At 46.0% G+C, this 21,064-nt stretch carries 15 protein-coding genes; 6 read left to right on the plus strand and 9 right to left on the minus strand.

Annotated features, from left to right (window positions below):
* Nucleotides 1-65: 65 nt before the first annotated feature.
* The 6 genes from QT990_RS32450 to QT990_RS32475 all read right to left on the minus strand — a co-directional run bounded on the left by QT990_RS32450 (nt 66) and on the right by QT990_RS32475 (nt 10,132).
* Nucleotides 66-1,151 (minus strand): sacsin N-terminal ATP-binding-like domain-containing protein, encoded by a 1,086-nt coding sequence (locus tag QT990_RS32450; protein WP_333466226.1) that lies wholly within the window; start codon nt 1,149-1,151, stop codon nt 66-68.
* A 376-nt stretch (nt 1,152-1,527) separates the two neighbouring features.
* Complete coding sequence (locus QT990_RS32455) at nt 1,528-2,673, minus strand: citrate synthase (RefSeq protein ID WP_333141929.1); 1,146 nt, start codon at nt 2,671-2,673, stop codon at nt 1,528-1,530.
* A 508-nt stretch (nt 2,674-3,181) separates the two neighbouring features.
* Complete coding sequence (sixA, locus tag QT990_RS32460) at nt 3,182-3,676, minus strand: phosphohistidine phosphatase SixA (protein ID WP_333141930.1); 495 nt, start codon at nt 3,674-3,676, stop codon at nt 3,182-3,184.
* 70 nt (nt 3,677-3,746) lie between these two features.
* Nucleotides 3,747-7,385 carry a diguanylate cyclase domain-containing protein gene (locus QT990_RS32465; RefSeq protein ID WP_333410028.1) on the minus strand — a complete coding sequence of 1,213 codons (3,639 nt, stop codon included), beginning with the start codon at nt 7,383-7,385 and terminating at the stop codon, nt 3,747-3,749.
* 743 nt (nt 7,386-8,128) lie between these two features.
* Entirely contained in the window at nt 8,129-9,406 is a 1,278-nt protein-coding gene (locus QT990_RS32470) for a DHH family phosphoesterase (RefSeq protein ID WP_445305468.1), read from the minus strand.
* A 228-nt stretch (nt 9,407-9,634) separates the two neighbouring features.
* On the minus strand, nt 9,635-10,132 hold the full coding sequence (locus tag QT990_RS32475; protein ID WP_190659271.1) for an HNH endonuclease: 498 nt from the start codon (nt 10,130-10,132) through the stop codon (nt 9,635-9,637).
* A 345-nt stretch (nt 10,133-10,477) separates the two neighbouring features.
* Between QT990_RS32475 and QT990_RS32480 the strand changes: the two genes are divergently transcribed.
* A complete protein-coding gene (locus QT990_RS32480) occupies nt 10,478-10,942 on the plus strand; it encodes a COP23 domain-containing protein (protein ID WP_333141933.1) in 465 nt (154 codons plus the stop codon).
* Between the two features lie 262 nt (nt 10,943-11,204).
* On the opposite strand, the gene QT990_RS32485 is transcribed toward QT990_RS32480, so the two are convergent.
* On the minus strand, nt 11,205-13,955 hold the full coding sequence (locus QT990_RS32485) for an AAA-like domain-containing protein (protein ID WP_333307849.1): 2,751 nt from the start codon (nt 13,953-13,955) through the stop codon (nt 11,205-11,207).
* A gap of 147 nt (nt 13,956-14,102) precedes the next feature.
* On the opposite strand from QT990_RS32485, the gene QT990_RS32490 reads away from it, so the two are divergent.
* Nucleotides 14,103-14,867 (plus strand): 5-formyltetrahydrofolate cyclo-ligase, encoded by a 765-nt coding sequence (locus QT990_RS32490; protein ID WP_333307847.1) that lies wholly within the window; start codon nt 14,103-14,105, stop codon nt 14,865-14,867.
* 28 nt (nt 14,868-14,895) lie between these two features.
* The gene (locus tag QT990_RS32495) at nt 14,896-15,414 is read left to right on the plus strand and encodes an O-acetyl-ADP-ribose deacetylase (RefSeq protein WP_333141936.1); all 519 of its coding nucleotides are present in this window, start codon (nt 14,896-14,898) and stop codon (nt 15,412-15,414) included.
* A gap of 47 nt (nt 15,415-15,461) precedes the next feature.
* Here QT990_RS32495 and QT990_RS32500 read toward each other — a convergent pair whose 3' ends face one another.
* Both QT990_RS32500 and QT990_RS32505 read right to left on the minus strand, forming a co-directional pair.
* Nucleotides 15,462-16,061: a Uma2 family endonuclease gene (locus tag QT990_RS32500; RefSeq protein ID WP_333141937.1), complete on the minus strand. Its 600-nt coding sequence runs from the start codon at nt 16,059-16,061 to the stop codon at nt 15,462-15,464.
* A gap of 355 nt (nt 16,062-16,416) precedes the next feature.
* Nucleotides 16,417-18,285 carry an AAA-like domain-containing protein gene (locus QT990_RS32505; protein ID WP_333141938.1) on the minus strand — a complete coding sequence of 623 codons (1,869 nt, stop codon included), beginning with the start codon at nt 18,283-18,285 and terminating at the stop codon, nt 16,417-16,419.
* A 276-nt stretch (nt 18,286-18,561) separates the two neighbouring features.
* On the opposite strand from QT990_RS32505, the gene QT990_RS32510 reads away from it, so the two are divergent.
* The 3 genes from QT990_RS32510 to QT990_RS32520 all read left to right on the plus strand — a co-directional run bounded on the left by QT990_RS32510 (nt 18,562) and on the right by QT990_RS32520 (nt 20,731).
* The gene (locus QT990_RS32510; protein ID WP_333141939.1) at nt 18,562-18,735 is read left to right on the plus strand and encodes a hypothetical protein; all 174 of its coding nucleotides are present in this window, start codon (nt 18,562-18,564) and stop codon (nt 18,733-18,735) included.
* 40 nt (nt 18,736-18,775) lie between these two features.
* Complete coding sequence (locus QT990_RS32515; RefSeq protein WP_333141940.1) at nt 18,776-19,108, plus strand: hypothetical protein; 333 nt, start codon at nt 18,776-18,778, stop codon at nt 19,106-19,108.
* Between the two features lie 291 nt (nt 19,109-19,399).
* Nucleotides 19,400-20,731, plus strand: coding sequence for a serine hydrolase (locus QT990_RS32520; RefSeq protein ID WP_333141941.1), 1,332 nt, complete (start codon nt 19,400-19,402; stop codon nt 20,729-20,731).
* Nucleotides 20,732-21,064: the final 333 nt, after the last annotated feature.

The following is a 21,064-nucleotide window of genomic DNA, read 5'->3' on the forward strand; positions in this document are numbered from 1 at the left end:
TAAGTTATTAATACATTACTTGAAGTTTGACGATATTCCCATTCCTGGGGTATTCATACCTTGATTCAGCAACGCCCATTAATCCTAGCAGCAGCGCCCGCCCAAGGCAATACTTTTTCTTGGCTTTCGTACATTGCTTTTATGACTTTTGCCAACTCGTCGCCTTCATCTGTGCGAATTAAACTTACTGTTCTCCAAGTTGATTTGGTATTCCGATTCCCGCTAATCGTTTCTATCTCGTGGCGGTAAGAAACTGATATTAAACCGGCTGGATTATTGTGGCACAATTCCAGCAATTTGTCTGGTGTCTGGGGAATTGCATCGAGGAGTTGTTGCCGCGATTCTCGTACTTCTTGCTGGTTCTGGGTAACAATCGCCAGAATCTCTTGCCTAGTTTCTTGACTGTTGGCGGGGATTTCGTAAACTCTAATTTCCTGAACCGATTTCAGGAATAGCAGCAGTTCTTCACCTGAATTAATCAGTGCGTCTAGTAGTTCATTGACGTTGGATTCGGTAAAAGCTTGTTTGCGAATTTCGCTATTTTTAGCGTGTTCTGCGGTTCTCAAGGGCAAGCGAAACAAAGTGCCTTGAAAATTTGTATCTCCTAATGGCAATCCTCCCGCTGCGTAGACTTGCATAAAATCGGGATATTTTTCGTACCATTTAGCGTCTGCCAAATTCCATTCGCGTCCCGGTTCTTGTCGGGAAGTGCCCGGAATCGCCGCGCCGTGAGGATCAAAAAAGATGATGCGATCGCGCGATACGAAACTCGGATAATCTGTAACATGATATATTGCATTAAACCCGACGCCAAATCTACCGGTTTTCTGCAAATCTCGGGCTTTTTCGCTTTGTCCCAGACTGCGAATGCTCTCAAAATCTTTATCTGCAAACACGCGATCGTTGTAGACTAACATCGCCGGCCCCATTAGCCGTACCATACGATCGTCAGGCAATTGTTTGACCGGATGGTGGCGCCAATCAAGAGTAATTTCTACGCGCGTTGCTTTAGCGTCGTCAGCATTTTGGATCAACTCTTTGATAATGCCAACGCCTTCGGGATAATCTCGGATAATCCCTCTCAAGCGGGCGATCAAGGGTTCGGATTGGTAGAAAGACTTGCCCTCAATTTCGCTGTTGCTGTAAGCCATAGATGTTCTGACGACTAAAAGCGGGAGGAATTTAAATGCGATCGCGCATCTTCACTTTGTATCTAATACTATACAAGCGAAGCGTAAATACAAGTAGGGTGCGCGCGCAGCAACCTACCGAAAGCTATTCGTAATATTGCAATAAAAAGCCTCAGACCCGCAAGTCTGAGGACCGGAGTTCCTGAAAATCGTCACTTCTTACTATTGTCGCCAACAAACACCACAACATACAAGAGGGGTGCAACCCAGCACGGCAGTTTTTGGCAGACAGAGATTGCTTCCTGACTCGGAAGGCGAAAACAATTTTTAATTCCACACTTCACGAAAGCAAAACAATTATTCTCGCCATTTACATATCTGGGTTGATAATTTAGCTTTAGGATGGGAGTCTGTCCTCGATCGCAATATAAGGAGCACCGTGAGTCCCCGTATATATTTGAGTCGGGCGGTAAATGCGGTTTGCCTCTAGCTGTTCCTTCCAGTGGGCCAACCAGCCGGCAACACGGGCGATCGCAAAAACTGGTGTAAATAAGTCCAGCGGAATTCCCATTTTGCGGTAAACCAAACCCGAATAGAAATCTACATTTGCATAAATTCCCTTGTGAGCTAGTTTTTCCTCAACCACTTCTTCTAACTTGATAGCAATGTCGTAATAATCGTCGTGGCCGAAGTTCTCAAACAACTGTTCCGCTAACCTCTGAAGAATAGTTGCTCTGGGATCTTTCACCTTGTAAACTCGGTGACCGAAACCCATAATTTTGTCCTTATTTGCAACGCACTTCTCGACAAAAGGTCGCACATTTTCTACCGAACCAATTTGCTCCAACATATCAATCACTTCTTCATTAGCTCCCCCGTGCAGCGGCCCCGCCAAAGTGCCAACTGCTGAAGCAATCACTCCGTAAGGGTCTGTCAGCGTCGAAGCTGTTACCATTGCCGAAAATGTAGAGGCATTAATTGTATGTTCAGCGTGGAGAGTCAGACAAGTGTCAAAAATTCTAGCTAACAGCGGATCGGGTTCTTGCTCGTTGAGCATATAAAGAAAGTTAGCCGAGTAGTCCAAGTCATCCCTCGGCCGCACCGGGTCATTTCCCCGTCGCATTTGCTGGAACGCTGCTACCATCGTGGGAATCTTCGCTAGCAGCCGCACTACAGCTTCTCGAATGTATGCTGGGTTAGCCAGAGCTCGGCGGGAGTAGAACAAGCCCAGGGCGGCCGCTGAAGCTTGCAGGGCGTCCATTGGATGTCCTCTTTCAGGAAAGCATTTCATCATGTCCCGGATGCGATATTTGATCCGGCGGTGATAGCGAATTTCATGCTCGAAAGCTTCTAGTTCTTCCTTTGTCGGAAGTACCCCCCAGATTAATAAATATGAAGTTTCGAGAAAGGAACTTTTCAGTGCCAGTTCCTCGATGCTAATCCCGCGATATTCCAGCAACCCTTTTTGTCCATCAACGTAGCTAATGCTGGACAAGGTGGCGGGAACACCTTCTAAACCTGGTTTGAATTCGCCGACGACCATTGCGATACCGTTTTATGTGAGTTCAATCTACTAAAAGTACATTACCAGAAACGAAGATAGTGTCGCAGTCTTGACAGATAATCATGTGAACAAACCTGACGGTCAACTGAGTACAGTTAGACCGCAGGCTTCTTTTTCCTTTTTTTCAAAGGCTTTTTATAGTGAGGTAGTTCCACCCCCACTTGCTAATATAGTATCAGAGTATTTCCCGATCATCAAGGGGTATAAAAGAATAATTGTCGCTTTGGGTACCTACACCCGACGAGCCTTTCATCCCAAGGAGTAATTCCCAACGGGGTACTTCGCGCAGCGCTCTGATTAATCCCCTCTAAATATACCGAGGGACTTCCCGGCTGGTAGTTAATTCGGGTTCAGAAACCGGGTTTTTCAACAGATAGTCCGATCGCACCGCTGCGTATTGTCGCCCCTTTTTCCCGGTTTCCCCGTCCCAGAATGCCGTTTTAAGAGGGCTGGCGCGTCCTGTTAATGTCGGGGCGGTTCGCTGTTTCTAGTGCAGCAAAAACTTGGGCGCAGTTAGCCAAAACATTTGGCTGCGGCCCACAGGGGAGCCGGTCTCCGGGAGGATTAAGCCGATGATACCTGCTTTTTTGAGAATCAGGGCATCTTGCGATCGAGCCCAAAGCAAAGTTTCTGCCCAGTGGCCTAAGTCTGGTTGGTGGCCCACCAGGGCCAAGCTGCCGCTACCTATTTCCTGCCACTGTTTGTACCACTCCAGCCAGTTCCCGATGTCTCCTGAAGGTGCGAGGGCGGCGGATTCTTCTATTTGGGAACTCAAACCGACTGTTTGCAGGATTTGCGCCGTTTGCTGCGCCCGCAGTAGGGGACTCGTGAGAATCAAGTCAAACTGAATTTCGAGCTCGTACAGCCGTTGGGCAATTTTCCGGGTTTTACGATCGCCCTCTTTAGTCAGCGGGCGTTCAGAGTCTGTATCATATTCTTCGGGTGCGGCGGCGATACCGTGCCGGATCAGATAAATAACCATATATCAATACTTCCAGGCATTTTATTATCCCGTTTTTCTAGGAGCGGTCTAGGATATACCTACCTTTTGCCTATTCTACAACTGGATTAAGCTCTGGCGCCGTCATCTGGTTGGCGCTTGTGTAACGATCGCGCCCTTGTCGTTTCGCATCATATAATGCTCGATCGGCGAGGGCAACGAGTTCATCCGGTGATGTTTCCGCAGTGGGAATCACAGTTGCAATTCCCATGCTAACAGTCACGATCGCGCTCACATTAGATTGCTCGTGAGGGATTCCCAAATCTCGGATTGCCTGTCGGATCGACTCAGCAACCGCGATCGCGCCATCCGCATCCGTATTCGGTAGGATAGCAGCGAATTCTTCGCCCCCGTAACGTGCCAACAGATCCGATGAACGTTTAACCGCAAGTGCCGCCGATGAAGCCACTTTTACTAAACAAATATCCCCAGCTTGATGTCCGTAGCAATCGTTATATCGCTTGAAATAATCTACATCCAACATAATCAACGAAAGCTGTTGTTTCCCCTGCATCAGTCGGTGCCATTCCGACTCCAATCGCTCATCAAAACAGCGGCGGTTTGCTACTTGTGTTAAGCCATCTGTCGTAGCAATTAATCTTTCTTGTTCCGCCCGGTGTCTGAGCATCTCCTCGGCCCGCTTGCGTTCTGTAATATCAGCAAAAGTCGTTACTACTGCATAGGGTTGAGACTGATTCATTTGGAACAGCGGTTGCGAATTAATCGAAATCCAAGTCAGCGTTTTATCCGATTTGTGAATGCCCATCACCACATTTGATACGGGTTTTCCCGTCCGTAGGGTAATCATTGCCGGATGCTGTTGGCAGGGGAAGGGAGAGCCATCTTCCTGAACGGTTCGCCAGTCTAAATCTATGGATGTACGCCCCATCAGTTGTTCGGGGCTCAGTCCGAGAATCCTTCCGGCACTAGCATTACAGGTAGTAATTTTTCCGTCTGCTAGCTGAAGTACGACGCCTTCAGTCATGCTTGTAATCACAGAACGATACCGTTCCTCGCTTTCCTGTAATTGACTCAGGAGAATGTTTTTAGCATCAAACTCTGAAGCCAGATGCAGACTACCCGCCAAAAACCCCGCCATCAGTTGTAAGGTATGAATATCTGACTCTGTAAAGGCACAGGGTGTACCGGAAACAACTTTTAAGACGCCAACCCGATCATCCTGATAGAACAAGGGAACAACCACCAGTGACCGGATACCAATGCGCTGACAGGCAGACTGATCCACCCGTGTATCGGTTTGTGAATCATCGCAAAGCATGATTTGGCCGGTGGCAATACATTTTCCCGATAAACTTGTCCCTACTTTGATCCGTAATCCAACATAGGCGCTGGCGATACCGCTGGCTGCCCGATACACCAACTCATCCCCTTCCAGCATTTCAATCACGGCCCCATCGGCACCGAGCGATTTTTGAGTTCGCTCGGTAATCACCGCCATGACTGCATCGAGATTGGGATTGCGGATGGCGATTTCCTGTTGGGTGGCAATCACCACAGCCAGACGCTGGAACTCTTGTTGTAATGCTGCTTCTGCTTGCTTGCGAGCGGTGATATCCTTCATAAAGCAGTGATGCCCGATCGATCGCTCCTGCGAGTCGTAGGCTGCCAACATCACCACCTGCTTGTAAAAGATCGAGCCATCTTTCCGGATACCCCGGGCCTCAACCTCCACTCGGCCCTCGGCTAGCATTTTTTGATAAGCGACCCTCATCCTGTCGCAGTCTTCGGGATGAACTGTTTTCTGCCAACTCATACCAACCATTTCTTCAGGCTGATAACCTGCTAGATTCGCGTAGGCTTGATTAACGGTGATGTACCGTCCGAAAATATCCAGCCGCGAGATGCCCTCAACGGCATTAGCAAGAGCTATACTCATTTCTCTGAGTTCTGTTTCCGCCTGGACAAGATCCGTAATGTCTTGGGATGTACCAAACAACCGAACGACTTTTCCCTCTGCATTGAGTTGGGCCTGTCCTCTGGCTTCGGTATGGCGGATAGAACCATTCGGGCGCACGATTCTGAGGCGCAATAGATAAGGCTCTCCGTGAGTGAGCGCTCGTTGAACTACCCGGTGTAGCTGTCTGGCACTTTCGGGATGGTAAAGCCGCAGGTTTTCTTCATAGGTAGGTTCGCCTAGGGCGCTGGATCGTCCCAAAATCTCGAAGAGTTCGGGAGACCAGGTAATTTTACCGGCAATCACGTCAAATTCCCAGCTACCGATGTGGGCAACCCGCTGGGCTTCTGACAACCGGGTTTCACTCTTTTGCAGGGCTGTTTCTACCTGCTGGCGGTCGGTAATGTCTTTTTCGTTCACGAGCAACATCGGGTTGCCTGTTACCGGGTCGTCGGTACACCGCACGTCCATCCCATGCCAGCGAATTCCCGCCAGAGTAATCACTTGAGCCTCCGTGCTAAATACCTCACCGGACTTAAGAACTGCCATTGCTCGCTCTCCTACCTGAGAGTCAACAAAGCGACTCACAAAAGCATTGTCTGTCGCAGAGTGAGGGTGCAGCGCATCCCCATAACAGCGCAAAGCTGCGGGGTTTTGCAGCAGCGGCAGACCTTCGATGGTATATAGCGAAACCATGAGCGTGGTGTGTCGGAGTGCCTCGATCGATCGCAAGGTTTCCTGCTCAATCTGATCGGTAGTTTCAACCATCCCCTCTACCAGCATTGCCAAACGCCCGCTATCAATCCTGATGCCAGAGCAGCGACAGCCGACAGAAACAGGCTGACCGTCGGGGTAAAACGTCCATTGCTCGGACAAGGTTTTGCCTTGCTCAAACTGCTGTAAATAGCTCTGCAAGCGAATCCGAGTAGACTCTGACATATCGCTAAAGTTGCGACTTATGAGCTGCTGCTGCGTCGAAGCATTCCAAAGGCGTAAAGATGTCTGGTTTGCCCATCGCATTTGCAACTTTTCAATATCAAATACCCAGATCGGGTTTTGCAACAAGTCAAAGGCACTGAGGTGAAAAATATCTCCGCTAGGGGAATAGGCAAAGTCTGGTTGCAGGCAATTTTGATGATTGACTCTTGGCGCGCTTTCTGTATTAATCGCAGTTTGATTCGGTTCTGTTTCGAGTTCCGGCGGTTGATTTGGCGCCCGCACCGGGCGGTGAGATTCCAGATGCCGCATCCTCAACCCAAGCTGCACTGCAACGTATTGCACGATCTGAACGTCGAGAGGCTCCCACTGACGCGGACTTCGGCATTGATGAGCAATCAACAGTCCCCAAAGCTTCGGAGATTGCTGCTGTTTGCCATCTAGCAAGATTGGCACCACTAAATTGGCCTGAACCTGGATGCGATCGAGCAATTCGACATCACAAGCTTGAAGATGACCGCTGTGAATATCAGAAATGCTGCTCGTTTGTCCCTGGCTGTAACGCTCTACCCAGGTAGCTTCCAAGCAAGGATCGTAAATCTGTTTTCCTAGGATTCGTGGCCACTGGGCATCAACCGATTCAGCCAATACTACGCCATTTCTATGCGGTAGGAAGCGATAAATTATCACGCGATCGGCTTGCAGCAGCACCCTGGTTTCTTCTACCGCACATTGCAAAATTGTCTCCTCCTCCGCGAACTCGTTGATTTGAAGTGCAATTGCTGAAATTTTTTCTATAATTTTATCTAACGACCAAGAGGAATTCTGTTTTGTAAACATCTCCGTGTTCCTTTTTTTTCAATCTATTTTTTACAATTATAACCCCCGAAAAATAAATAATATAGAATTTTTTTTTAAGTCTTACCAACAGATTGTTTGCTTGAGGTAAAAAATGCAAAAGTTTTGCAAAGTTTTATTTGAAACTCACTAATCTCCTGCAAAAATATAAATTTTAGGCTTTTATGTGATTTAGCCAAGCCTTTATGTTTTTCCCTGTCTATTTGGCTGATTGTACGGCATTTTTTTATCAAAATCAGCCCAAACATCCTGGGTCGCCTCGAACAAAGTGTGATTTATTTAGCGATTTTATAGAAAAAATTCCAAAAAATAACCCTGTAAAATTATTAAAATTTTAAATTTCTGTTGTGGAGGTTAGTAAACTCTATGAAATTAAATTTGCCACCAAATCTTTTTTTTACCAAAATACTTCGTTGCCTTTTTTGACAAAAGTTACAAAAACGGTTTCTTGAGCGTGTAATTTTGGGAAATTGGTATAAAATTTATTACTCTTAGTCTTGGACGGAGCAAGGGGTTTTTTTAACCCCCTTACTTCGTTCAAACCCTCAATAAGAGTGAAAAACCCGGTTGATGAGAGTTGGAGTGCGGCCAGGACTGATTGTCAAATTGAAATTTTGCCCAAAAGCCGAAAAAAACGGGGCCAAAGCTCGTACTAAGCGGAGGTCTAACCCAGCGGCATTCCCAGGCTGTTGCTGGAATCAATACCGCACCTAGAAACCCCAGAGTTAATGATCGTAAACAGGATTGTCTTTAGGACTAATTAAATGCAGCAACTTTTGCTTAATCTGATCGTCGAATACTTCCCATTTCAGCCTTGCATAATCGCTGTTCTCATTGCCGCCAGAAAGAAATCCCACCGGAATTTCAAAACCTCCAGCTTGACTTCTGCCGCCACCAAAAAAGCGTCCTTGAGCATCTTGACCGAAGGCTTCTTTAATGAATTCGTCGGGGTCGAGAGTGAGTTTATTAGTTCGCAGCGAGCCAATTACTACTTCAATTTCTTCGTCTTTGTCGTGAACAATTGCGTAAACAACGGCTGTATGTACGTTCTCCTCTGTTACTAAAAAGTCCGCCGCTTGGGGAATAGAATCCCGATCGTCATAGCGGAGGTAGCCGATGCCGGCGATCGAAAAATTGTTCTGGACGGTGCGGTGTTTGAGCGATCGCTCGATCGCGTCCATCACCCACTTAGAACGAGACGACTGTAACACCGCATTCAGCAACTGCGGGTCGTAAAATCGGCTCAAATAAGCCGCAGCTAAAAAGTCTTCCTCCTGAGCTTGTCTGAGGGCGATCGTATCCGATCGCAAACCGTGCATCAAAGCTGTAGCGCACTTGATGTGCAGACTGACGCTGGCGTCGAGAGTTAGGAGTCCAGACTGTAAATACTCGGCAAAAATCGTGGCTGTAGCGCGGATTTGAGGGCGCAAATCGGTAAATTCTGCGTTCATTTCCCCCTGCAAATTGTGATGATCGATGACGGCGGCGATCGAAACTCCAGCGGCTAAAATATACTCGGTTAAGTTACAAGTCGTCCCTTGATTGTCAATAAAAGCGCAGCCCTGAAACACCGACAAATCCTTAGTTTTTACTGTTTCCAGCGTCCACCGCTGCAACGGCAACCCTGTCAATTTAACTAAGGCAATATTTTCTTGGTGGCTGAGGGCGCCGGCGTAGATAATCTCGCATTGGATATCGTATTGTTCGGCGATTAATTTGTAAGTCCAAGCGCTTGAAAGTGCGTCGGGGTCTGGAAAATCTTGCAGCAATATTAATTGGCGATTGCCTTTGTGCCGATCGAACATTTGGCGCAATTGCTCGACTTTGCGATCGTGCAATTCCTCGCGGAGACGGCCGCGATTCTCTTCGGAAACAACTTCGGCTTTGCTGCGCCGTTTCCCAGGGGCACTCACTGCGGGTACAACCTCGCTGCTGGAATCAAACTCACCTTCGCGGTTGCCAGATGTTCCATCGGAATTGGTAAGGGCGTGGTCTTTCATCATTAAAAATTAACAATTTAACTATTCAGGATTGGCACGACATTGGCTCTTAAACCCGGTTTCTTTGTAGATGCCTCGTTATCAAAGCCAATACTTATTACGAGAAACCGGATTTAAGAGGGTAAATTCTCTTTAACTTTTTACCTCATGCACGGCGTGTGCGTTGCAACGAAGCAATCTCAGGACTCAGAACTTCCGCAAAAAACCCCCGCGCTTGCGCTGACAGGGGTTTTAAAGGCCTATTACATATTTTTGCCATTCTTTGTGCATACCGCTCTTAACGTGTTTAGTCACTTCAAAATAAAGACCACTGTGAGGTTTCCTAGGCGGATAGCGCAGCGGCATTCCCGCTTCTTTTGGCGTGCGGCTGCCTTTATTGACATTGCAGCGCACGCAGGCGGTGACGAGGTTTTCCCAACTGTCCCCTCCTCCGCGCGAGCGGGGAATTACATGATCGAGGGTTAAATCGTCCCCCGTATAACTACAGTATTGACAAGAGTGTGCGTCCCGGTGCAAGATGTTCCGGCGGGTTAGCGGAATATCCTTATAGGGAACTCGGACGTAATGCCTGAGTCGGATCACAGTTGGTAGCGGGAAGTTTGGCGCAATAAATTTCCCGTTGTGTTCTACCTGTTCTGCTTTTCCTTTCAGCAACAAAACTACCGCCCTTCGCCAATTGGTGATGTTAAGGGGTTCGTAGGAGGCGTTCAGCACCAGAACATTGCCCATTGTTGATTATTAAAGAGAATATTTTTACCGATGGTAACACAGGTTCCCATTTAGGTGGGACGGGATCGGGAAGAGCGAGGCGATCGCAAAAAACGCTGAAAAACCGATCCTTTACCCTATACCTTCGCGCCTGCGCCCCCTAGGGCTGCATCTATTTTCTGCCTTTGGTGTTTCTCAGCGAGCTTTTTTCCCGGAGTTTTGGCCCAGATGAGGCCAGTGTGTGCGAAGGCAAAAATTTGCAAAATAAATTTTATTTTTTTCTCTAAATGCCTAATCTTCCCGGCAACAAACAGTTTAACTTTTTAGACTATTAGTAACCTTAAATGAAAAAGCTTATTACTGCTCATGAAATTTCGGCTCTTAAAGTCAGCTTTTAGCGCGTCAATTATTGCCCTTGCTGCTCAGATTTTAGCCAACAGTCCAGCCTTTGCCCAAGCGCCTTCATTCTTCTGCGGCGCTGCTGGCGGCCGCCCAGCTACAATTGCTGTCCAACAAGGCAAAAATATTCCCGTTATTTTGTGGCTAGCTGATAACTATTTTAATGAATCAGGAGAAGATGCGATTACTCGGTGCACCAGAGTCTCAGGAATTCTCAACAACTCGCAACCGCAAGGAAGCTGGGAGAATGTTGTCACAGCAGGTGCATCTAGCAACGGTCAACTAATTATTTGTGCAGCTAATCCTCAAGACGGTTCCTGTAGATTATTATATCAAGTACCCAAAGGTCAAAATCCCGAACAAGCCCGACAAGAACTCTTAAAAAGAGTTACAAATCCTAATGTAAGTGTTTCGCCTGTTAAAGTAAATTGATAGTCATTAGTAGGGACATGGCATTGCCCCTAGGTGTCAACTTAAGGTACAACCAATAGTCCGGCAGGGGTTGAAACCCCTGCCTCAAAGCTAAAGTCCTCTAAAAGAGGACTAATGAGTTGAGATTCTTCTCTTCAGTCCTCTTTGAGAGGACTTTCGCTATTAGACAGGGGTTTCAACCCCTGGCGGACTTGATGGATGACTAACGAACTTGGCGGGCTGGCAGCTTAAGTTGACACGCTTTGGGCACGGTGCGGTGTCCCTACTTGCAGATAGTTGAAACTCTTGTAAAATACTTCGGTTGAGTGGTGAAAAAATCGCAGCTTTGCTTCAGCAATTCTTCTAACCCTTCAACCTGCCTCAACCAGACAGTGCCGTTGCTTCCAGCTACAGCAATTTGCTTTCCCTCTCCACTCCAACTGACACTAACAACATTCTCCTCGAACTCAAATTGAGCAACCTGCCGCCCCGCTAAATTCCACAGCCGTACAGTCTTGTCAATTCCCACTGTAGCAAGCCGTTCTCCGTCGGGACTAAAACTAATTGATTTCGCATCAAAATGCAAGGTTTGAAATTCCTTAACTAATTCTTTTTCTGACAGATTCCACAGCCCAACTTTGCCATTCAATGTTACTGTAGCAAAGCGATACTGGTGTTGAGCCGGAGTGAAACTCAGCCCAATTGCCTGAACAGGCAGTGTTTTTTTCAGCTTGCCCGACAAATTCCAAAGTCGCACTGTAGATTTGCCATCTAAAGTCGTTATGAAATCGCCCTTTGGACTAAAATTTACGCTTCTCACTAAGCCGTTGTGACCTGGGAGTTTCAGGCTAGGCGATACTAATTGTGGCAGTTTAGACAAATCCCAAAGTGCAGCATAGCTGTCTATCCCTGCCGCCACTAATAACTTTCCTTCAGGACTAAAAGTGATGCTAGTAACAGAGCCTTTAATTCCTGTCAAAGTAGAAATATTTTTACCTGATAAATTCCATATTTTAACTGTGCTGTCCCTTCCGGCGGTCGCTAAAAATTTACCATTCGGGCTAAAGTTTACCATATTAACTGACTGCTGCAAGGCTTTCCATTCAGCAATTTTTTGCCCGGAAAAGTTCCAAAGCCGAACTCGATCGTCTATTCCTGCGGTTGCTAAAACCTGCCTGTTTGGGCTAAAAGTGACGCTGGTAACTGCACCTTTATGAGCTTGCCAATTTATCTTTGTTGGCAGAAGTGATGAGGCTTTTGTCTCCTGTGTTGCGCTAATTTTATCAAGAATTATTTGTAATGCTAATAGCGGTCTAGTTGCCGGGTATTGTTCTAGCTTGTGTTTATTTTGTACCAATGTTTTTAATTTTTTACCGGAGGCGATCGCCCTCAATAAAGCTTCTGATAAAGCTTCGCTGTTTTCTGTCTTTTGAGATACCGCTAACAATAAAGCATCGCTGCCATTTTGTTCGATTTCAATACTTGCTTGTGCCAGTTTAAACCGCTGGTAAGCGAGAGTTGAAAAGCCGATCGCCGCCAGTAACGATGCTGCCAGTACCGCAGAACCGATGCCGATCCACTGTTTGGCTTTTTGTTTGGCAGAGTCAGCTTCAATCAACGCTTTTTCGGCATCACAGACAGCTTTTTTGGTTTCGAGTGTAGCTAAATGCAGCAGTTGATTTTGGTCGCTCAAAATAACTTTCTGGCTGGCAGTCAAAAACTGAAAATCTTCGTTTCTCAAACTTTTTCCGGCCGCCCAAACTAATGCTGACTGCAAATCATCCCCTCGCAACAGTTGGGAATCATCTTCACAGCTAGAATTTAGCCAGACTTTGATTGCTTCCGAGTAAGGCGAGAGTTTTTGTAATTTTTCTTCAATTAACTCTTTGTTAAATACAGCTTCATAAATAGGATTAGAAATTGTTAGTTTTTCCCCGCGCTTAACGATTAATCCGCTTAATCGCAACTCCATTTGTTCGGCACTACCATCGGGCACAGTTTCAGTTTGTTCTAAAATTTGCTGATATAATCCTAGTCTCCTGACAATCCGCTGGTTTTCTTTGAAAAGCCGATCGCGAATTGTGGACAAATGTTCTGGGACATCCTGAGACTCCCAATTCCCCACTATTTTCAAGCGCACTACCTTCTCAACCCATTCTTGAGGATTTTGGATGGTATCTTTCCCCCCGAATGTAGGGGCGGTGCCCCCGTGCCCGCCCTGGGGTAAATTCGGGATAAATTCGGCATTTTCCAACAATAGTTTGCACAGCTTCTGAGTCAGGAACGGCTGCCCCCCCGTCCAATACAAAACCTCTCTCAAAACTTCCTGAGAGCTGTCTATAAGCTCTGCCAACCCCGCTGCTAGCGGTTGAGCTTCTGTTTCGTCAAAACCAGTTAATTCGATCGCCTTGCCAATATTAAAAGGGGTATTGCTGGTGGCATTTTGCTCGCGGCACAAATCCGTCGGCGATGCTACGCCTAAGAGGGCCCAAGTTAGGCGATCGAACTCTGAATTGTTGGCGCGCTTGTTGTAGCACGATCGAATTAAGGCTAAAAAATCGTCGGCGGGAAAATCTAGGGCGAGAATGCTGTCGATTTCGTCAATAAAAATGACAATATTGCTGGAAATGTTGGGTAAGAGTACAGTTTCGATGAATTCGCTCAATCTTTGAACTGGGGTTAAAAAATTGCGATCGCGCCACCAAGTCCGCACGTTGACAATATCCGATAGGTTAAAGTTATTTTCCAGAATGCGTAGCAAACCAGCATACCACTGTTCGGGAGTGACGCCACGGTTGCCAATTTCCGAAATGTCGATCGCAGCACAAGCAATTCCTTCATTTCTCAGCCGCTGAATTGTCCGCACCTGCAAGCTAGATTTGCCCATTTGCCGGGAATTCAAAACATAGCAAAATTCCCCGGCTTTCAATCCGTTATATAAATCGTCGTCTGCTTGCCGCTTCACGTAATTGGGAGCGTTATTTGTCAAACTCCCACCGACTTGATAGTAACTGGGCTTTGTGGTAAAATTCATAGGATAAAATGGTAAATTCCCAAAAATATATTGGGGTCATTCGGCGGTTGAAACCGCTACTACACAAACAAAGTCCGCCTTCGCGGACTGAAGAAATGAGGCGTATTAAAGGAAACTTTTGTATGATACATTGTACCACAATAAAACATGAAAAGTGATTGGATTGGATATCACCGCGAAAAAGATAAGTTAAGAGGTGAAATTTGGTCTTTGCTGAAGCAGCAAGCCGCATCTATTGGCGATCCGTTTGGTCATATTCCCAACTTTGTCGGTGCACAGGTGGCGGCCGAAAAATTAGAAAATTTACCAATTTGGCAACAAGCAAAAACGATTAAGTGCAATCCAGATTCGCCACAAATTCCGGTGCGGATGCGGGCTTTGCAAGATGGAAAACGCCTGTATATGGCAGTACCGCGCTTGACAGACGATCGCTGTTTTGTTGAGTTGACTGCTGAGGATTTGCAGAGACAAAATATATCAATTGCCGAAAGTGCGCTCGCCCGCAAAGCACTTGCTTGCGGACAATTGGTAAGTTTTGCAGAAATGGAGCCGATTGATTTAGTAATAGTCGGCTGCGTAGCCGCAGGCCCCAACGGTGGAAGAACCGGTAAAGGTGCAGGATTTGCCGATTTGGAATTGGCTATGTTGCAAGAATTCGGGTTAGTACAAATCGATACGCCAATTGTGACAACAGTGCATCCTTTGCAAATAGTCGCAGATTCGCGTTTGCCAATGCAAGCTCACGATTGGGCGCTGAATTGGATTGTTACTGCCCAGGAGGTAATTGAGACTCATACAATTTATCCGCGCCCGAAAGGGTTAAACTGGGATAATATACGGCCGGAACAGTTAGAGCAAATTCCGATTTTGCGAAAGTTGAGAGCAAGACTAGATAACGAGTTTCTGTGCTAAAGTTGTCTACAGTTTACTATTGTAGAATATGAAAGTTATTTTGGGCGACATCACAAAACTCGAAGTTGATGCGATCGTGAATGCTGCAAATAGCAGCTTACTTGGTGGTGGTGGAGTAGATGGAGCAATACACAGAGCAGCAGGCTCGGAACTTTTTGAAGAATGCCGATTACTTGGAGGATGTAAGACTGGAGATGCTAAACTAACTAAGGGATATAAATTGCCTGCACGCTTCGTCATCCACACAGTAGGCCCAGTATGGCGGAAGGGTAATGATGGAGAACCGGAACTCTTAGCCGAGTGTTACCGTAAGTGTATGCAGATTGCCACAGAGCGAGAGTTTGAGAGTTTGGCATTTCCTTGCATTAGCACCGGCATTTACAGCTATCCTAAAGCTCTAGCAGGTGAGATTGCAGTGAAGGTATGCTGGGAATATATACAAAATAATGGTGGTTCTCCAAAAGTAATTTTTTGCTGTTTCGATCAAGAGAATTATGAAATCTATGAGAGGATTCTATCTAAATACAACCGTAAAAAATCTCTCTAAAACTTCATCTAACGCACCCGACAAGTTTAGAATTTACTCATTTTATCTTAAGGCAAAAGAGAATTTACAGCGATCGCCCCAATTTCTATCCCTTCAATAATAATCGGTATAACAGCCGATCGCCCAAAATCCAACCTTTGACTGTAATCTGGCTGCTCAACTTCAACAAGAGGTTGAGAGTACACCTCAACCAGTCCTTCAACAAGATTCACAATCCAATAAATCGCAATTCCAGCGCGGGCATAAATCCGTTTTTTGACAGTGCGATCGCGCTGAAGTGTCGTATCAGATACTTCAATAATCAGGGCAATATCTTCAGCACCCGGATGGCGATCGAGATACTGTCGCGTATCCCCTCGAACAACCACTATATCAGGTTCGGGTTCGCTGTTGGATAGCGTTATCGGTTCTTGGGAATCAACATACCACCCCGCAGGTAAAATATTCTCTAAAGCTGTTCTGGCAAGACGAGTTGTTGCTCGATGCGGTGGATTTTTTGGTATTTTGAAAACCAGCCAACCTTCCAGCAATTCTACAGAGTCATCATCCGTGAGAATGCCAGCTTGAATTATCGCATGATACTGCTCGATGCTCAAGCGCCAAATCAGATCGTTCGGAATTGCTGCAACAGTTTCGACGGGCGGCATAACTGTCTGGGCTAGTTGATTATTGTTTTATTTTACTGTTTCTTTAACGAACCGCGAAGGCGCGAAGCAAGACAGAAGAAGACTGTAAGTTGATGATATATCTACTTTGTGGTGAACACGCGCCATGCAATGAAAGCAGTAAAACCTAGATAACCAAACACGGCTATCCAATCTAGCCAATTATCGGATGTTATCAAAAAAATATCGTTCATGGGCTGTTTTAATCTAAAAAGAGGTAGATTGTGATTTGTCGTTTTGTGGGGGCGGGTTTATGAGATTGTTCATTTTAGGCAATTATTGTCGGTGAACCCGCCCCTACCATATCTGGAATTATAGGATAGCAGAGCGATCGGACTTAGACGATCGCGCTCAAGTGCGATCGAAAATATTGTCGGTACAGTTCGCACCTCGGCACGCACTCGTTCCCCTGCAATCTCACCAACCCCAAACTATCTAATTTAAACGCCTGCATCGCCTTTAATTGCACCGAAGAATCCGCCGCCACAATCTCTCTCATCCCCTGTGCCAACTCTGGATATTCTTCCAAATTCCACAACTGCCGGCGCAAATGGTCGCTGTAAATTCCAGCATCTGCGATCGCAGTTTCTTTTAATTCATCTAGTGTCAAATCCGATCGCGAAATGTGATATAATGCAACTCGCACTAAATACGGATGTCCGCCGACAATTGTCGTCAATTTTTCAACTTCTGCATCCGACCAATTCAAATTATGGCGCGCTGCTAAATCTTGTATTTGCTGAGAGTTGAATTCGGGCAAATCTACGGGAAGTCCGACGTTAAAAGGCGATTGATTGATGTTCATCGGGATGTAAACTTCGGTGGAGTGAACTACAATTAATCGCAGTTTTTTCCAGATGTCGCGTCGCTTCGATTCTTCGTGCCACGCCCGCAGCAGTCCTAAAAAGTCTTCGGCAATGTCGGGATATTGGAAAACGCGATCGATCTCGTCTAATCCTAAAATTAAAGGACTGTCGATTTGCGGTAAAATGTATTTTTCAAAGTAATCTTTGCAGTTGACTTTGCTGCCAAAAATCTCGTCCCAATAATCGTCTAATTGATTGGGTAAGTGCAACTCGCGGCCGACGTAAGCGCAAAACCACTTTAAGAATTTATCTAAGTTGGCGAATACGGCTTTATCTACTAACTGAAAAGTTAGCGGCACGGTGCAATAGCCTTGACGGGCTCCGTGATGCAAAATTCTTGCCATCAAGGAAGTTTTACCCATTTGTCTCGGTGCTTTAATTCTAATTAAGGCACTGGGCTGCACAATAGTTTGATAGCAGCGTTCTTCGATGGGCGGGCGTTCTACATAAAATTGAGAAGCGACATCGACTTGTCCTCCCGGTAATTCAGGTTCGGCGGCGGGTAGAGGTATTTCGTCGTTGCTAATTTCTAATAGCTGTTTTTGTGTTATATCTTCCGTTTGTTCAGTGACGGGTGCGGGTTTTTCTGCTAGCAAATTCAGAACTTCTTCGATAATAATTGGAGTGTCGGCGGTGGTTTTCCATTCCCTCTGTTTGATGCGGTACAGATAGCCCCGCAAGTCGTGATTTAGAGGCGCGTTCAGGGGAAAGCCGACGCGGATGGGGAGAATTATGGGTTTTCTGTCAGGCCGGGAGTCTTGCAGTTCTTTTGCTTGCTGAACTTGATATGTTAGCAGTTCGCTTTGGTTTCCCGTTGGTGGCAACAGTAGCAGCAAATAATCGCATTCTTGGAGGAAGAAATTAATGCGATCGAACCAATTATCTCCTAATCTAATGTTATTTTCTGCTGTGAAAACTGTATGACCGATCGCGCTTAAGGCCGTTTCTAACTGTTTTCCTAACTCGCGATCCGGTTCGGCGCTGCGATAACTCACAAATACTTTAACAATTCTGCTGCTGGTGGCTGTTTCCCCCGCTGCTGGCGAATTGTCCAGCTCGTCTAAATTTTCCGATTCCTCCAGTTTAGCCGATCGATGGTCGCTAGCAGCCAGAGTCATTTCAAAAGCCGCGAACAACTGTCGAATTTTACTCAAATCCGCACCTTCTCTACCCTGCTTAATTTTGCTGACTGTATCGGCACCGACGCCAGACTCAGCCTCGATTTCCGTCAGAGTACCTCTAATGTTATGTCGGTCAGACCATTCTTGGAGCGCCTCGTTAAGTTTCTTTAAGCCAGAGGCAGTGAGAATGCGACCACGATCGCGTTTTGACTTGAGCACTTCGCTTGCACTGAAAGGGGAACGAATCTAGAAATTTTAACGCCTTAAGTCCCTATTTTAGGCGATTTTAAGGAAGATAGTCAGCCAGCCGGAATTTAAGGGATTTTACTTGAAGAGGTTTTTGGGGCGATCGACTCCTCAAACTCTGTCCTGATAACGGCTTCAACAGTTGAATATATTTGAGGAGAAAAAGTTTTTCTTAACTCCCCAATCTCCGCCGCTAATGACGATTTAACTTTTTAGAGTAGATACACCAAGCAAAAAAGGAGAACCCAAATGAACAAAATCTTACACAGACTGGCAATGGCCGCTTTGGGAACTGCCGCCATTTTCACCATTAATACACTTAATAATTTAACAGAAGCATCAGCCGCTGGTAAATTTGACGAACCAGAAATTTATCAAAACACAGTTTTTCCACTTGGCGTACCGGGTCAGTTCCATAAATAGGCAAATTCATTGATTGATTTAATTTAATTAAGGAGAAATTATGAAGTCTACACTCTGTTCGCCGCAACCTATAGCTACAAAATCTGACTCGGTTGATACTGAGGCGATCGATGCCTGCACTGCACTTGCGTGGGTGGAATTGGTAGCATTAGATGCCAGCGATCTCACCGGGGATGATTGGCTGGCTTTGTGCGATGATATAGATAGCGGGGAAATCTACCGCTGCTGGTTTTTGTGGCGCGACCGCGAAGTTAGCGGTAATTGGGAAGCTTACGATCCTTTGAGCGATCGCCGATTTGTTGCTAAAGGAAAAGTTTTTCTCAAAGCCGCGATCGACTCCCTTGAAGATGCTAGAAATCGAGAAGTCGCTTAAGTTGAATTCATGTCAGGTGCATAAAATTTGTGCATACAAAACAAGAATTCTGCCAAGAGAATTCGCCACTGTACAAACTTTCGTCCGCCGACGCGAGACTGGAAGAAAAAGGGGTAATAGAACCGGATTTGATAGGAGTCCCGGAAACGGAATACTCTCAGAGCAAATAAAAAAAATACGGCTGCGGGCAAGAGTTGACTGTATGATGCTAGGTGCTTCGTCTCGAAAGCGGTCGAGAACACTGTGACCGCCGCTTTCTCGTTGCAGCCGTTAAATTCTTTCTCTTCAAACATGACTCCTAAACTGCGATGGCTGTTGCCTGCCGCCCTTAGTCTTTTCTCGATCGTCCTTCCCGCAAAAGCTGATACACTAACATCTTGGCACTTCGATGCCCGCGAAAACCAACTCAATTTAACAACAGATTCAGGAGTTCAGCCGGAAGTCAAACTAATCCCCAATCCCACCCGCTTAGTAATTGACTTACCGGGAATAGTCTTGGAATATCCCGAAACTCCTCAAAGTTACAACTCAGCTATTCAACAAATTAGAGTCGGGCAATTTGACACCGGAACTACCAGGTTAGTGATACAATTAACTCCCGGTTATAAGTTAGATCCGCAAAAAGTCCGAGTCATTAGAGAATCTTCCACTCGCTGGTCATTTCAGTTGCCGAATCCAGAGCAAATAGCGGGTAACGAGTTTTTTCAACCAACAGCTATTACCCAGATCGAACAAAAACCCAGTCAAGTTCCCCTAACTGTTTCTTCAGCAACTCCCAGAAATTATGCCGCTGACTTGGGGATTTCAACAGGTTCCGAAATGAGCGCAATCAAGCCTCAAATCGAAAGTGCGATCGAACAGTATAGATCCCTCAGCGCCGGAATGTTTTTTCTGGATTTAGATACAGGAAACTATTTGGATATCAAGGGCGATCGAGTATTTCCGGCCGCCAGTACCATCAAGTTACCAATTCTAATTGCTTTTTATCAAGATGTAGACGCAGGCAAAGTTAGCCTAGACGAAACATTAGTTATGAAGTCCGACTTAGTAGCCAGCGGTTCTGGAACTATGCAAGACAGACCAAATGGCACTCGGTTTAGCATCAGAGAAACCGTAGATAAAATGATTACCATCAGCGACAATACAGCCACCAACATGATTATTGAACGTTTGGGGGGAATTGCTAAACTCAACGAGCGTTTTCGCAGTTGGGGATTAACTGATACCAGAATTCGCAATTGGTTGGGAGATTTTCAAGGAACAAATACCACAAGTTCTGTGGATATGGTAAAGTTGCTGGCGATGCTGTCTCGCGATAAATTAGTTTCTGAATCGAGCCGAGAACAGGCTTTAGAATTATTGCGGCGTACAACAACTAGAACGCTGCTTCCTTCGGGTTTAGGGGCGGGAGCCGTGATTGCTGACAAAACCGGAGATATCGGCTTTGTAGTTGGCGATGCTGGAATTATTGATATGCCCAACGGTAAGCGTTATTTAGCGGCAATCTTTGTCAAACGTCCTTACAATGACCCGATTGTGAGAGATTTTGTCCGTCGAATTTCGCGGATTGTTTACAATTATTTAGACCAACCTGCGGCGAGAGTACCGGATAATTTGCGTTGATCTGAGATGTTGCACCATTGTCAATCAGCCTTTTGAACGGGCTCTGGGCCCGTTCCACAAGAAAATCTACTCTTTGTGGAACAGGCATCTTGCCTATTCTTGAGAATAATGCAATATCTCAGGTTGATCAGACAATTCGGCGATTGAAATCGCTACTAAGCTGTTGTGCATTTAAATAGAATGTCAAAAAACACTCTAATTCTTGTGGGGTGGGCGTCTCGCCCGCCCTGAATATGCAATTTAAATGCGTGACAGCTTAAGGATCGCGAATTAAATAACTTACAATTTTAATTGTTATTGTGGGATGGGCGTCCCGCCCGTCCTTTTTGGACG

It is taken from the genome of Microcoleus sp. T3_B1 (genome assembly GCF_036700445.1).
In the GTDB taxonomy this organism is placed as follows: Bacteria; Cyanobacteriota; Cyanobacteriia; order Cyanobacteriales; family Microcoleaceae; genus Microcoleus.